Origin of the sequence: Rhizobium sp. NZLR10 (assembly GCF_019685125.1) — a bacterium.
In the GTDB taxonomy this organism is placed as follows: domain Bacteria; phylum Pseudomonadota; class Alphaproteobacteria; order Rhizobiales; family Rhizobiaceae; genus Rhizobium.
In genome coordinates, this window is record NZ_JABDWE010000014.1 from 92,856 (window position 1) to 106,686 (window position 13,831).

Annotated in this window: 12 protein-coding genes; 4 read left to right on the forward strand and 8 right to left on the reverse strand. The window is 59.0% G+C overall.

Features of this window, described 5'->3' with window-relative positions:
• Window positions 1-16 precede the first annotated feature (16 nt).
• Window positions 17-1,600 carry a DHA2 family efflux MFS transporter permease subunit gene (locus tag HJB82_RS20910; protein ID WP_207585834.1) on the reverse strand — a complete coding sequence of 528 codons (1,584 nt, stop codon included), beginning with the start codon at window positions 1,598-1,600 and terminating at the stop codon, window positions 17-19.
• Between the two features lie 24 nt (window positions 1,601-1,624).
• Window positions 1,625-2,809: an HlyD family secretion protein gene (locus HJB82_RS20915; protein WP_207585835.1), complete on the reverse strand. Its 1,185-nt coding sequence runs from the start codon at window positions 2,807-2,809 to the stop codon at window positions 1,625-1,627.
• Between the two features lie 134 nt (window positions 2,810-2,943).
• Here HJB82_RS20915 and HJB82_RS20920 point away from each other — a divergent pair, with 134 nt between their 5' ends.
• Window positions 2,944-3,591, forward strand: a complete 648-nt coding sequence (locus HJB82_RS20920; RefSeq protein WP_207585836.1) for a TetR/AcrR family transcriptional regulator — start codon at window positions 2,944-2,946, stop codon at window positions 3,589-3,591.
• Window positions 3,592-3,661: 70 nt separating this feature from the next.
• Here HJB82_RS20920 and uxuA read toward each other — a convergent pair whose 3' ends face one another.
• Both uxuA and HJB82_RS20930 read right to left on the reverse strand, forming a co-directional pair.
• Window positions 3,662-4,849: a mannonate dehydratase gene (gene uxuA, locus HJB82_RS20925; RefSeq protein ID WP_221116229.1), complete on the reverse strand. Its 1,188-nt coding sequence runs from the start codon at window positions 4,847-4,849 to the stop codon at window positions 3,662-3,664.
• Between the two features lie 45 nt (window positions 4,850-4,894).
• Window positions 4,895-5,611 carry a GntR family transcriptional regulator gene (locus tag HJB82_RS20930; protein ID WP_221131152.1) on the reverse strand — a complete coding sequence of 239 codons (717 nt, stop codon included), beginning with the start codon at window positions 5,609-5,611 and terminating at the stop codon, window positions 4,895-4,897.
• Between the two features lie 201 nt (window positions 5,612-5,812).
• On the opposite strand from HJB82_RS20930, the gene HJB82_RS20935 reads away from it, so the two are divergent.
• From HJB82_RS20935 to HJB82_RS20945, 3 genes are all read left to right on the forward strand, one after another.
• Window positions 5,813-6,211 (forward strand): DUF2934 domain-containing protein, encoded by a 399-nt coding sequence (locus HJB82_RS20935; RefSeq protein WP_221116227.1) that lies wholly within the window; start codon window positions 5,813-5,815, stop codon window positions 6,209-6,211.
• A gap of 36 nt (window positions 6,212-6,247) precedes the next feature.
• Window positions 6,248-6,499, forward strand: coding sequence for a hypothetical protein (locus HJB82_RS20940; RefSeq protein WP_207585839.1), 252 nt, complete (start codon window positions 6,248-6,250; stop codon window positions 6,497-6,499).
• A gap of 483 nt (window positions 6,500-6,982) precedes the next feature.
• On the forward strand, window positions 6,983-8,257 hold the full coding sequence (locus HJB82_RS20945) for an O-antigen ligase (RefSeq protein ID WP_207585840.1): 1,275 nt from the start codon (window positions 6,983-6,985) through the stop codon (window positions 8,255-8,257).
• A gap of 64 nt (window positions 8,258-8,321) precedes the next feature.
• On the opposite strand, the gene HJB82_RS20950 is transcribed toward HJB82_RS20945, so the two are convergent.
• From HJB82_RS20950 to repB, 4 genes are all read right to left on the reverse strand, one after another.
• On the reverse strand, window positions 8,322-10,343 hold the full coding sequence (locus HJB82_RS20950) for a nucleoside-diphosphate sugar epimerase/dehydratase (RefSeq protein ID WP_221141306.1): 2,022 nt from the start codon (window positions 10,341-10,343) through the stop codon (window positions 8,322-8,324).
• A 123-nt stretch (window positions 10,344-10,466) separates the two neighbouring features.
• Window positions 10,467-11,033 (reverse strand): sugar transferase, encoded by a 567-nt coding sequence (locus HJB82_RS20955; protein ID WP_207585842.1) that lies wholly within the window; start codon window positions 11,031-11,033, stop codon window positions 10,467-10,469.
• Window positions 11,034-11,313: 280 nt separating this feature from the next.
• Window positions 11,314-12,603 (reverse strand): plasmid replication protein RepC, encoded by a 1,290-nt coding sequence (gene repC, locus HJB82_RS20960; RefSeq protein WP_221141308.1) that lies wholly within the window; start codon window positions 12,601-12,603, stop codon window positions 11,314-11,316.
• A gap of 149 nt (window positions 12,604-12,752) precedes the next feature.
• Window positions 12,753-13,805, reverse strand: a complete 1,053-nt coding sequence (gene repB, locus HJB82_RS20965; protein WP_221141310.1) for a plasmid partitioning protein RepB — start codon at window positions 13,803-13,805, stop codon at window positions 12,753-12,755.
• Between the last annotated feature and the right edge of the window lie 26 nt (window positions 13,806-13,831).

Below are 13,831 nucleotides of genomic sequence, written 5' to 3' on the forward strand. Positions count from 1 at the left end.
CGTCGCAGGGGCGTTGTCAGTGAGCGCCCGCGCCACCCCCAGCCCGCGGCTTTTGGGTGAGCAGCAGGGCGACGGCAGCAATTGCAAGAACCACGCCGATGACAGCGAAAGTGTCGGCGAAGCCCAGGATGAGGGCCTGACGCCTGACGATCTGCCCGAGAACGACAACGGCCTTCTGCCCGGCGATAGCTGGGTCGGAAATGCCGTGCTGCATGAAATAGCCGGTCGTTTGCGCAAGCCGGTCGCGTACTTCATCACGGGAGAGCGTGACCGACTGGCCGATGATATTCGAGTGGAACTGCTCGCGTTTGGTCAGCACCGTGCCGAGCGTTGCCGTGCCGACGGCGCCCCCGAGATTGCGCAGCATGTTGGTCAGGCCCGAAGCAGCGGCCGCGTCAGTGGCTGCGATGCCGGCGGTAGTAATGGCGGTGATCGGCGTCAGCACCAGCGCCTGGCCGATGGCGCGGACGATGTTCGGGATCCAGAACTGGTCGCCGGCGGTATTTGCCGAAAGCGTGATGTTCATGAAGCAGCTGATCGCGAAGATCGAGATGCCGAGGAAGCCGATGTAACGCGCATCGAAGCGCTTCATCATCATCGGAACAAGCGGGATCAGCAGCAGTTGCGGCAAACCGGTCCAAGCCAGCACCATGCCGATCTGCTCGGCATTGTAGTGCTGAACCTGGCCGAGATATTGCGGCAGGATATAGACGGTGCCGAAGAGGGCGACGCCAACCAGCACGTTGACGGCAACACCGATGCCGAAATTTCGCTGCGTCAGCAGGCTGAGCTTGACCAGCGGCTTCTTCACGGTGAGCTCGATCCAGATGAAGCCGGCGAGAAAGACGAAGGCGAGGATGCTGAGCTTGACGATGAAGGGCGAGGAAAACCAGTCCTCCTTGTTGCCTTCCTCGAGAACCGTCTGCAGCGCTGACAAACCGATCGCCATGGTGAAAATTCCCGCCCAGTCGCCTTCCCTGAGCAGGCGGAGCTGCATCGGCTGCTTGTCGAGCGTCAGAGCGAGCGCTACGGCCATGATGGCGCTCGGGATGGCGTTGATGAAGAAGATGGTCTGCCAGCCATAGTTTTCGGTGAGGTAACCGCCGATGGTCGGACCGATCGCCGGCGCGAAGGTGACCGAGAGCGCAAAGATCGCAAGGCCGAGCGGCTGCTGCGGTTTTGGCAGCTTGGTCAGCACCATGGTGAAGGCCATCGGGATCAGCACACCACCGGCAAAACCCTGCAGGCCGCGCAGCAGGATCATCGTCCCGAGATCATGGGCGAAGGCGCAGGCGATCGAAAACAGCGGAAACAGGATAGAATTAACGAGGATATAGCGGCGGAATGAAAAGACGCTGCTGAAATAGGCCGTCAGCGGAATGACGACGATTTCGCCGATCAGATATGAGGTTGAGATCCAGGCACCGTTGTCGACGCCCGTTCCGATACCGCCCTCGATATCGAGGAGGGAGGCGTTGGTGATCTGGATGTTGAGGATCGCCATGAAAGCGCCGATCATCCCGGCGAGAACGGCGATCCATTCCCGGGTGCTGGCCCGGGGCTGCGATGTGGCGACGGCTGTTGCTGCGATGGTGGACATGACACGATCTCCTGATCCCGGCGCCTATTTGCGGTCGGCATCGGCGATGGTGTCGATGCTCGGTTGAACCGACATGCCCGGACGCAGGTCGCCATCGGCGGCTTCGTCATCAAGCACGATCTTGACCGGAATGCGCTGAACGACCTTGGTGAAATTTCCCGTTGCATTGTCGGGAGGCAGCAGGGCAAATTCCTGGCCGCTTGCCGGAGCAAGGCTGTCGACGTGGCCGTGATAGATGCGGCCTGGAAAGGTATCGACCTCGATATTGACCGGCTGGCCAGCCCGAACATCGGTGAGCTGCGTCTCCTTATAGTTGGCAATCACATAGACCTCGCTCGTCGGCACGACCGACATCAGCTGGGTGCCGGCCTGGACATACTGGCCAACACGCAGTGTGCGGTTGCCGACGGTGCCGTCGACAGGTGCGGCAATGGTTGCATAGGAGAGGTTCAGCTCAGCCTGATGCTGGATTGCCCGGTCATGGGCAATCGTCGCCCTCGCCTGGGCGAGTTCGGCATTCAGGAGATCGACCTGCTTGACGGCGGCATCGAGCGTGGCGTTGTCGCGAACGTTGGTTGCCTGGGCTGCAGCGATGGCAGAGGCCGCCTGCTGCGCCGTCTGGACCGGAGCATAACCGTTGGTCGCGAGATTGGCATAGCGCTTGTTGTTTTGTTCGGCAAAGGTCTCATTGGCCTTGTCGACTTCGACCGTGGCGCGGGCGGCGGCAATCGTAGAGCGCTGAATATCAAGCGACGCCTGTTTGGCGTCGAGCACCGCCTCAGCCGCAGCGACATCGGCCTCGGCCTGGTCGAGGGCGGCGCGGAAATCGCGATCGTCGATGCGGGCAAGCGGCTGGCCGGCCTCGACCATCTGGTTATCGCTGACCAGCACTTCTGCGATATAGCCCGACACTTTCGGGGCGACGGTGGTATTGTCAGCCTTCACATAGGCATCGTCGGTCGAGACTTCGAAACGGCCGATGGTCCAGTAGTTGTGGCCGTAATAGCCGGCAGCGGCAATCAGCACGAGCGCCGTTGCACCGAGCAACAATCCGCGACCGCCGCGTTTGCGAACGGGAGGCTCCGAAACGAGGGCAGGTTCGACGATGCGCGGCGAATTGCCGGCATCAAGGGTTGCGGGTGCGGCTTCCGCAGTGGTTTCTGGCACAGGTGCGTTGTTGTTAAGGGCCTGCAGCGTTTTGATGGACATGTCTCTCTCCTGGGAGTGGTCGCTGTCGCTATAGGCCGCGGCCTTTGAATTCCGGTGGCATACGTTTTGGAAACTTGATGTTTTCCAAAATATGTATTAGAAAACGGATGTCAACGATAATTTGGAAAATTGTGATGGTCCAAAATCACGAAATCGAGAAGAGGTCGCGAGGCCGGCCGCAAGTGCGTTGTGACGACGATACGAGAAGCGTCATCATCGAGGCGGCCAACAGGCAGTTCCACGAGAGCGGCTATGCGGCCGCAAGCATCGCTGCGATCGCACAAGAGGCGGGGGTTTCGACCAAGACGCTCTATCGCCTGTTTCCGACGAAGGCAGACCTCTTTTCCGAGATGGTCACGGAGCGCACGGGGCGCTTTCTCATGTCGCTTGACCCGGGCACCCTCGCCGTGGCCGATCTCAGACAGGGACTTGAACGCATGCTGATGGCCTATGGCATGCTGACGCTCTCGCTGGATACGATCACCGTCACCCGGCTCGTCATCAGCGAGTCCGACCGTTTTCCCGAGATCGCCAATACCTTCTATGAGAAAGCCATCGTCAGGACCAATACGCTGATGGAGGACTGGCTGCGTAAGCAGATCGACCGCGGCCTGATTGCGCTTGACGAGCCGCACGCCGCCTGCGGCATGCTGCGCGGCATGATGATCATGGAGCCGCAGCGCGCCGCAATGCTGCGCCAGGAACCACCGCCGAAAATCGAGGCGATTGAGGCTCGGGCGAAGATGTGCTCCGATCTTTTTTTGAAGGGTTGCGCGCTCTGAAGCGTTGCTCAAGCTTCAGAGCGCGATGATTTCTGCTGAAAGGCGCAGCACTGCAAACCGCGGAACGCCCTCAGTTCGGCGGCGCGTCGAGCGCATGCAGGATGCCGCGAAGTTCTGCAAGGCCGCGCATGCGGCCGATGGCGGGGTAGCCAGGTGTGACGATCTTGTCGAGATCGTCGAGCATGCGGTGACCATGGTCTGAGCGAAAGACGATCGTGTCCTGCGCGCTGCGGCGCCGATCTTCCGCAACCAGTTCCCTGAGCACGGCGACCATGTCGACGTCGCCTTCCAAATGGGCGCTTTCATGGAAGGTCCGGCCGTCGCCTTCGCGGCTCGTGGCGCGCAGATGGGCAAAGTGAATGCGCGACGCGAAACGCCGGGCGATCGCAGGCAGGTCGTTTTCGGCGCGCACGCCGAGGCTGCCGGTGCAATAACACATGCCGTTGGCTGGCGACGGCACCGCATCAAAGAGCGCGGCATAGTCATCGGCCGTCGAGGCGATGCGCGGCAGGCCGAACAGCGAACGCGGCGGATCATCGGGGTGCAGCGTCAGCTTGACGCCGCGCGCCTCGGCCGCCGGCGTCACCGCCTCCAGGAATTCGATCAGATGCCGGCGCAGCCGAGCGGCATCGATACCGCTATAGGCGACCAGCTTTTCCCGGAATGCCGGAATGGTCAGAGGCTCGGTGGTCGAACCCGGCAGAGCCGAGGTGATGATGCGGGTGATGTCGGCGATCTCGTCCTCCGACATGGCTTCGAAGACGATACGCGCCCGTTCGCGGTCATCGCCGGAATAGTGCTGCGCCGCATCCGGCCGTTCGAGAATGAAGAGATCGAAGGCTGCGAAACGTTCGTGATCGAACCGCATGGCGGTGGCGCCCGTCGGCGTCACGAAATCGAGCTCGGTGCGGGTCCAGTCGACCACCGGCATGAAATTGTAGCAGACGATCGGAATGCCACAGGCGGCGACCGCTTCGAGGCTGGCGATCCACGCCTCGATTTCGGCCGTCGCCTCCCCGCCCTTGCGCTTGACGGCGTCGGGAATCGGAATGCTCTCGACCACCGACCAGGCGAGCGGCGAACGGTCGCCAGGCGTGGTCTCGATCAGAGACTGGCGCTCGCGCACTTCCTTTTCCGTCCACGCTCTGCCAATCGGCACCTGATGGAGCGAAGAGACGATGTTGGTCGCACCCGTCTGGCGGACATCATCCAGCGTCACCGGCGCTTCCGGCCCGAACCATCTCCAACCCTGCCGCATCCTTGTTCCTTCCCTTGCCTTTTCATTTCGTGTCTTAGTCTGCCATCAGCAGAAATAATCGGGGTAACGCGAGCGCAGCTCGTCGACGTCGGGAATGACGGCGCTCAGGTGATGGATCATCGCGTGCCGTGCAGCCGTCGCATCATGGGCGGCGAGCGCATCGCGAATGATCATATGTTCGTGCACCACAGTGTCCATCCGCCCGAGCACCGGCAGCGTCAGCCGCCGAGCCCGGTCGATCTGCACCTTGACCGTTTTCAGGATCGCCCAGATTCCGGGATAACCCGCTGTCTGTGCGATCGCCTCGTGAAAGGTCTCGTCTTCCTCATGGAAACTCGAGGCATTGCCTGTTGCGGCATGCGACCGCTGCCGGGCGATGATGGCATCGAGACGGCCAATGTCGGCAGCGGTGGCGAGGAGAGCAGCAGTCTCGACGGTCGTGCCTTCGAGCGCCTTGCGCACGACGACCGCCTCGGGAATCGCAGAAACCGGCACGCGCGACACGACGGTGCCCGACTGTGGGTAAATGTCGACCAGCCCGCCTTCGGAAAGCCTGAGTAGCGCCTCACGCACCGGCGTGCGGCTGACGCCGAAATCGTCGGCGATGCGCTTTTCCTGCAGCAACATGCCAGGCGCCATCCGCAGCGACACGATATTGGCATGCAGGCGCTCATAAATGGCGCCGGCGGTGGTGATCCGCCGCAGCCTGCCGACAATCTGCGGCGGGGCGACCAAAACTTCAATTGCTGATGCCTGCCGCATAACGATACCAAAACGGAGAGATTTTGGCATACTAGTATATCAATTATCTCACCTTGCCAACTCGTGTTGCCATGCGGGACGGCATGACGTCCATCCGGAGGATGGCCGGCAGCCGTGCAGGATGCCGGACCTCCGTACCAAGGTACCCATTGTTTGGAACTTAGATCGGGCGAGCTGGTTGAGATACTCAAGGAGACGCTCATGAAAAACCCGGCACGACGCAAGACAAGCGAAGCCCCGGCCGACGGCCGGCCGGAATTTCCATCCGCCGCGGACAGCCGCGGAAAGAAGACGGCTCGGCGAGCCGTAAACGACATCGGTAGGCAGACCGGCGGGTCGCCGGCAGCCAGCCGCGAAGAGGAGATCCGCAAAAGGGCATATTCGCTCTGGGAAAAGGACGGTAGGCCAGAAGGCCAGCACCGGCATCACTGGACCTTGGCTGAGCATGAACTCGACGCACCGGGCGAAATCAACAATCCTCCAAATCTCGCGGCACTGCGAGAGGCCTCGCGCCAACATACCGATACATTCCTCGTCAGAACCGATCTCGAAGATGCCGATCAGCGCGAAGCCTCCCCCGGCACGCGTGAGCAGAGTTGAACTTCAGCCTATAGCCAATCTTAGGAAGGTGCCGACATGGCCGACAAACAAAACTTGAACGCCGGATTCACCGGAATACCCGCCGAGCAACCGGAGGGATTGACCAAAGTTGCGAGGTCGGCGGCCAATGGGGTGACACGAGAGGTCTACGCCGTCGCCTCCGGCGTTAGGGATCACCCGCACACCGCAAGCGCATTATTGCTCGGCACCGGCATTCTGGCCTTCGGCCTCGGCTACCTCTTCGGTCGATCATCGACCGAAAGTATGACACGTCGATATTGGCGATAGCGGAGACGTTCAATGAAGCGGCTCGCGGGATGGAAGATCCGGAGCGCCCGGTCGCCCACCAGCCACATCTTTTGCCCGTCGGACATGATGCTAGAATAGGATGTCGCCCGAAGACCGCTGACTTTCGGCACCCTTGCACGATCGGCGGCGAAGTCCCGTCAGCTGGGTCGTTTCGAAGCGACCTGTCGCGTCATCTGCGTTAATGCTTCGCAGCCCGCCCGGGCGTGACGTCGCCCTCGGCGATCCCATTTGCGAAAAATACCGGTCGACGATCAAACTTCGAACCGAACCTGCACCTCACGTGTCTACTGCTGAAGCCGACCTTATGTCGCGTCCCGTCATTTCGTACGCCCACGTTCGTCCACAGATGCTGTTGCTGGAATACCACGAGGCTTAAAGCCTTAGATTGCATCTAATCGCCCCGCTTGACAGGCGTGATCACGATCCTTAGCGAAACGGCATCAGCATGGTCAGGATCGGCAAGTGAAATACCTCAGACAACTGAAGATAGCAGTGCTCTATCCAGAAAATGGGGCGGGAAGCGCACGTGATCGGAACAACCGCATTGCGGTCTTTTTCTTTGCAATCCTTCCCGGACTTTCGCCGAACTTTAACTTGTTCATCCTTCTCGCATCAATGGTGTGGGGCCTCTGCTGTCTGGCGACGGGCAGCCTGGCCTTGAACCTGTCGAAATCCGACCGGCTGGTTGCCATTGGCATGTCGATCTACCCGCTGGTGATGATCGCGAGCATATTCATCAATCCACCTTACTCCGAAGAACTGGACTGGATATTCCGGCTGCTGCCTTTCTTTTCGGTCTGGCTGTTATTGCCGCGAATGCGCCAGTCTCCCGATGGCCGCCTCGTGCCGCTGTTTATTCTCAGCGCAGGTATCGGCATGATCGTTACCTTTCTCTTCAGTCTGCTGCAGATCATGTTTCTGATGGAGAGGGCGGAGGCTGGGACATCGAATGCTGCACTGCTGGGCATCATAGGCGTTCTTTTCGGCGGCATAGCGCTTCTTAACGTTCAATCCCCGAAAAGCGTGGAGCAAAGAATTGCGATCTTGGGGTATGCCGCCGGTCTAGGCTGCGTACTGCTTTCGGGAACGCGCTCGGCCTGGCTCGTCATTCCCGTTCATATCGTCATTTTTCTCTGGTATTTCCGCAAACACAGTTTCCATCTGAGCTTGCGCAGTCTCGCCATCACCGGCTCTGTGCTGTTTGCAGGACTTATCGCTTTGGGCAGTGGCCAAATCCTCCATCGCATCGAGGCGCTGCAGGAGAATATGGCATCGCTCGACCGCAGCGACGGCGAGGTCACGTCGCTCAGTGCACGGTTCGCTCTTTATAAAGGGGCAGTATCAGCAATCAGTAAGGACCCGCTGACCGGCTATGGCCCGCAAAATCGGATGGCTTCGGTGTTGGCGGAGCTGCCCGACAGCTTAAGGCCGCAGCTGACCTATTCGCATGTTCACAACGGTTTTCTCACGGCGGGAATCGACGCCGGTATTTTCGGCATCGCAGCGCTTTCGCTGATGCTCGCGACGCCCGTGATTGGCGCGTGGAGAAAGGAAGCTGGGCCGGGCCGGGATCTGGCCATTGCGCTCGCTCTGCTGCTCGTCAGCAGCTACGTCATAACAGGCAGCTTTGGCATCATGTTCAATCAGAAGGCCTTGGATCCGATCTTCGCCTATCTGGTCGCTCTTATTTGCGTGGATCGCGGCAGCACCGGCTTTGCGCCCGTCGTTCGCAACTGACGTCTGGCACCTAGAGTATGATGCCGAAAAGTGTGACCGGTTTTCCGACGAGATCCCGCTCTATTTAATTTAGAGCAGGATGATTGACGGCTAAGGCGGCCGTATTGGTTTCGGCGCCGGTGAAAGCGAGATCCGAGACCTCGCCCGTTGACGAATAGCCGGAAACAAGCTCAGCCAATGTCGCTCGGGCAGCGATCATATCATTCCGATCCAATGCCGCATTGAGCGAGTTGAGCTTTTTCAAAAGCTCCGGCCAGGACAGGAAATCCTCACGCGCCTTCATAATCCGGGGATGCTGGGTTCTTTCCGGATTATCCCCGATCAGAAGTTCTTCATAGAGCTTCTCGCCGGGCCTGAGGCCGGTAACGGAAAGCTTGATATCCCCTTCGGGATTGATCTCGTCGCGAACGGTCAACCCGGACAACTCCACCATCTTGCGGGCGAGATCGGCAATGCGAACGGGCTCGCCCATATCGAGGAGGAAAACATCGCCACCCTCACCCATGGCGCCTGCCTGGATGACGAGCTGCGAGGCTTCCGAGATGGTCATGAAATAGCGGGTTATATCAGGATGTGTCAGCGTAACAGGTCCGCCTTCCTTGATCTGCTGCCTGAAAAGCGGCACGACGGATCCAGAGGAGCCAAGGACGTTTCCGAAGCGGACCATGCAAAAATTTGTTCGCATTCTGTCGGCCATCGATTCTGCTGAGAGCGCCTGCAGAACCATCTCCGCCAGCCTCTTGCTGGCGCCCATTACATTTGTCGGGCGCACGGCCTTGTCCGTACTGATCAGCACGAAATTAGCCACGCCGCATTTACGCGCTGCGCGTGCCGTGGCCAGCGTACCCAGGACGTTATTCTTGATGCCTTCCACGGCATTATGTTCGACAAGGGGCACATGCTTGTAAGCCGCGGCATGATAGAGCGTCTGAGGTCGCCAGCTCTGGATGATATGCTCCATGCGATCCTGATCGCGGACGGAACAGAGGATTGGAACGATCTGCAGATTTTTATGTTCGAAGAGCTCGGCCAGCTTCTGCAATTCGGCATGAATATTATATAGCGCGAATTCGTTCTGATCGATGAGGATCAGGCTGGACGGTCCGTTGCGGAGAATCTGACGGCATAACTCGCCGCCGATCGAGCCACCAGCGCCGGTGACCATCACCACCTTGTTGCGCATTGCCTTGTCGAGCAACTCTTGGCGCGGTGCGACCGCTTCCCTCCCCAGAAGATCTTCGATCTCCAGCTCACGGATATCCGAGACGGCGACACGTCCTTGAGCCAGCGCCGTGAGATCCGGCAACGTGCGGACATTTACCCTGGCTTTGCGAATATGCTCCAGGATTTCGTTGCGACGCTGCCGTGACGCGGAGGGAAGAGCAAGAAGCACATTGTGCACGCCAAGAGCTTCGGCGAGCATCGGAAGATCCGAAGGATCGTAGATCGGCAATCCGCCCATGATGCCGCCCTTGAGGCGCGGATCGTCATCGAGATAGCCGACGACATTGAGCTCGGCATTGTTGCTTAAGGCGGCGGCCAATTGCCGCCCGGCATTCCCCGCTCCGTAAATCAGCACCTTCGCGACCGTATTCTTGTTGAGGATACGCTGGTAGGCGTCCCCAAGCCAATAACGAATACCCAGCCTCGACAGGCCGATCGCGATTAGCAGCAGGAAAGGCTGAAGAATACCGACGGTTCTCGGAACGCCAGGCACGCTGAGCGCCGTAAATATCGTCATGAAGGCGAGGCCGTAGATCGCAATGGCCTTCAGCACGGCGATGAAAGCGGCCAAATTCGCATAGCGGAAGATCGCCCGATACATGCCCATGACGATGAAGATCGGCAGTGCCATGCACAAGGAAACTAAGACCGGCAGCCACTGTACGCCGGTCAAAACCGTCCACTCGTTCAGGCGGAAGCAATAGGCCAGCCAGATCGTCAGAACGCAAAAGCTGGAATCCACCAGCAAAGCCAGAGCGCGTTTGGCAACCCGCGGCATCGCCAGCAGAGGAGTGACGAGCGCTTGCATCGGCGCTAGGAACCATGCCGAGCGCGACGTCTCAGTGGGCGTATTGTCAGGCATTGCTAACCAGCGTCTCGTGGATCAATCGGACAAGCACCTTCTTGTCATTTTCTGCAACGAGCGCAACTGAAATAATCGGAAAGCACAGTCTTCCGCACCGTTCATCTATCAGAAGTAGGTGGTTTAATGCCGTATTCCCTTTCGGCGGATAACCTTCCCTGCGGTCATAAACAGGACGCGCATATCGAAGCCGAATGAACGTCGCTCGAGATATTCGACGTCGAATTTCACCTTCTCCGGAATCGGCAACTCGTCGCGGCCGTTGATCTGTGCCCAACCCGTCAATCCGGGCAGTAACTTGTCGACGCCGTGCGCCGTCCGCAATTCGATCAGATCATCCTGATTGTAGAGCGCCGGCCTGGGTCCGACGAAACTCATTTCACCCTTGAGAATGCACCAGAGTTGCGGCAGTTCGTCGAGGCTGGATTTGCGCAAAAAAGAGCCGATGGGTGTCAAAAACCGATCCGGATTTTCGAGCAGATGCGTGGCAACCGTTGGTGTGTCGACGCGCATGCTGCGGAACTTCGGCATCAGGAAGATCTGATTGAAGCGGCCGACACGTTTTGACCAATAGAGGATTGGTCCCGGCGAGGTGAGGCGAACACCAAGAGCGATGATAAGGATCGGAACGAGCAGGATGATCGAAGCAATCAAAGCCAGGAAAAAATCCACCGCCCTCTTCAAACCCATGTTCCCCAGCTCTCTTCCCTACCACCGGCGGTTCCCGCCATTTGCGCTATCGATTGCCGTATCGTCAAAAAGCATTTCGCGTCAACTGCGCGAAATCGTACTCTCTGTGGACCGGCGTGGTTGATCATCGGACTCATTCATTTCCCTGGTTCCGAAGAACCGAGCATCCCGTAACTCTTTGATCACAAACCTAGAAGCGTCCAATAAGAAGTTATCTCGCCCTTCATTTCCGTCACATTTCATTAACCATAATAGTCACCACACATAGGAAGAGCGAATTTCATCCCACTTTTCCTCTCACCGGCGAATTGATACGGGCGAGCGCCATCAACATCGGTCCGATGGCAAATTCCCCCTTTTCGGCGCGGCGTGTCAGATCGCGCAGATAACCGCCGGCGGAGGTGATATGCCCTGCCCTTTCGAGGACGCAGGCCATGACGGTGGCAGCGTTTTCAGCTCCCATGATCTCGCAGGCCTGCTCATAGGCCGACGGACTGACGCCGAGCATTGACCGGACGACCACGGCCGCGGCCATCAGATCGCGCCACGTGCCAATCGCGCCCTGGGGTCCGTATGCTGTGATTTCCGGACAGGCCTGCAGCACCAGTCCCAGCGGGAAGGATTTGAGCGCAGCGTTGGCGGAGGCGGCGTTTGCGCCCGAGACAGGTTCGCTTTTCCGCTCAACCTTCTGTATTTGTTCTGTCGGCCCGACCCGACCTTCCGATCGGTCATCCGCCGTCTCGCCCTGCTTCGTTTCGAAAGCTGGTTCAAGTTCAGTAATGGATTGTGGATTTGAATTCTGTATGTGCCGCTCAGTCTGTTGGGCATTGCCGCTTTGATTATGGGTTTTAACCTGCATTTCCAACTGATTGACGATCTCTTCGCGCAGCATCTCCATTTCGTCGAGCGTAGCGGCGATTTGTTCGGCGGACGGCGACCGTGGCAGTTGCTCGACGACATTGCGAAAATGCAGATGAATAGCGCTCCAATCGCCAGCAGCACCCTCCTCCAAGGCCATCTCGATCAGCTTGGCGACGTCGCGCCGGCAAAGCGTCAGACGTTCTCTCAGCCGCTGCAGGTGCAATCGCTCCGCCACCACCTCCGCCGCCAGCCGCTCGATCTCCTCAGCACGCACGAGCAGCGGCGCCAGCGAAAAGCCGAATGCTTCGCGCAGTTCTCCACCCTGCTCCTTGCGGGCGTAACGCTTACCGTTTGGGCTATCCTTGCGGATCAACAGCCCGGCCTCGATCAAGGTCGCCAGATGCCGACGGATCGTCTGTTCCGCCATTCCATGCGCGCGCAGCGAGAGCTGTGCATTGGAAGGAAACACGACGAGCCCGTTGTCTTCGGAGAGCTCTCCCTTGGGATAAAAGCTCAGCAAGGCGCTCAGAATGGCGAGCGCCCGGTCGGTGATGCCGAGCAACGGCCTGGCCTCGCACAGCGCGCGATAGAGTTTCCACTTATCAATTGATTGGCCGGGCTCGATTTTTCGAGCAGCCGCCTGGCTTGCTAACATGCCAAGCGTCATCGACCGCCGCCCGAAGGGCGTCGTCACACTTCCGCTTTCCATTTTCTTCGCCTTCTTCAAGGCAAAAGATCACAGCTCACCAAATTCGGTGCCAAAGACTCTTGACTATGATTCGCGGAAATGTGATTCTCTGGGTGTCTAGATCAGAGAGGGCTTCCGCGGCGGCAACGTTCGGGGGCCTTTTCTTTTGCTTATTGATCTCCGTTTTTCGTCAAATCCTGTGTCTTCTCGAACGCCTCGTAAAGACGATCCAGATTGCTGGCGATATAGGCTCCAAAGGCTGACGCCTTCTCCGCCTTCAGCGCGATGGTGAACTGCTTCCCGTCATCCTTGATCTTCGCCTTGACCGCGCCGTCCTTGCGCTGCCAAGCGCGAGCTGCAGGCTGAAGCGCCGCTATGGATGATATCGGCTGTTGCCTTCTGCTGACGAAGGCAACCAGCATATCGAAGCGGGCATCCGGCTCCGCCGTCTCGAATTCTGCCGACGTGCTGAACTCTATCGCCCGAGCAGAGATGTTATCGGTCTCGAATTTTACCGACAGATCGTGCCAGCGGTCACGGCCGATGGTCTTTGCCGCACCGATTGCGGTCAAGACTTCGGCTGGGATCCGTTTGGTGACAGACAGCATCTTAGAAACCGTCGTTTTTTCGGCGCTGAGCGCCGACATGATTGTATCCCTATCGAAACCCAACGTGTCGAGCTTGTCGGCGAACATCGTCCTCTCGATGAACGAAAGATCGGCGCGCGCCGAATTCTCCTGGCCCTGCGCGATGACATGATCGCGATCGTCAAGCTTTTTGACGACGGCGCGGACAGGTCTACCCAGCTCTTTGGCGGCCCGGGCGCGACGGTGGCCGAAGGCGATCTGATACCGGCCGTCCTTTTCCGGATGCGGGCGAACGAGGATCGGTGAATCCTGACCCCGCTGGCGGATCGCCTCGACCAATTCGCGAAACTGTTCGTCGGTATGCGCCAGCCGGTCCATGACGAACGAATCCTCGATCAGCGCAGGGTCGAGATCAATCACCGTCTCGCCGGTCGCCAGCTTCTCCTCGATGGCTTTGGCCGCATCCGCCTTAGCAGCCAGCGCATCGATGCTGCGCGTCACCGCACCAAGAGCGCCGATCCCCTTATAGGCGATATGCTGTTTCTCGTCCCTGTGGGGCGGCTCATCTTCATTGTTTACCGCAGTAAACTTCTTGGAATCGTCCATCAGGCCCGAGAGTAAGTTTTTACGCGCCATCAGCCAGCTCCCCGCCCCGGTTTACC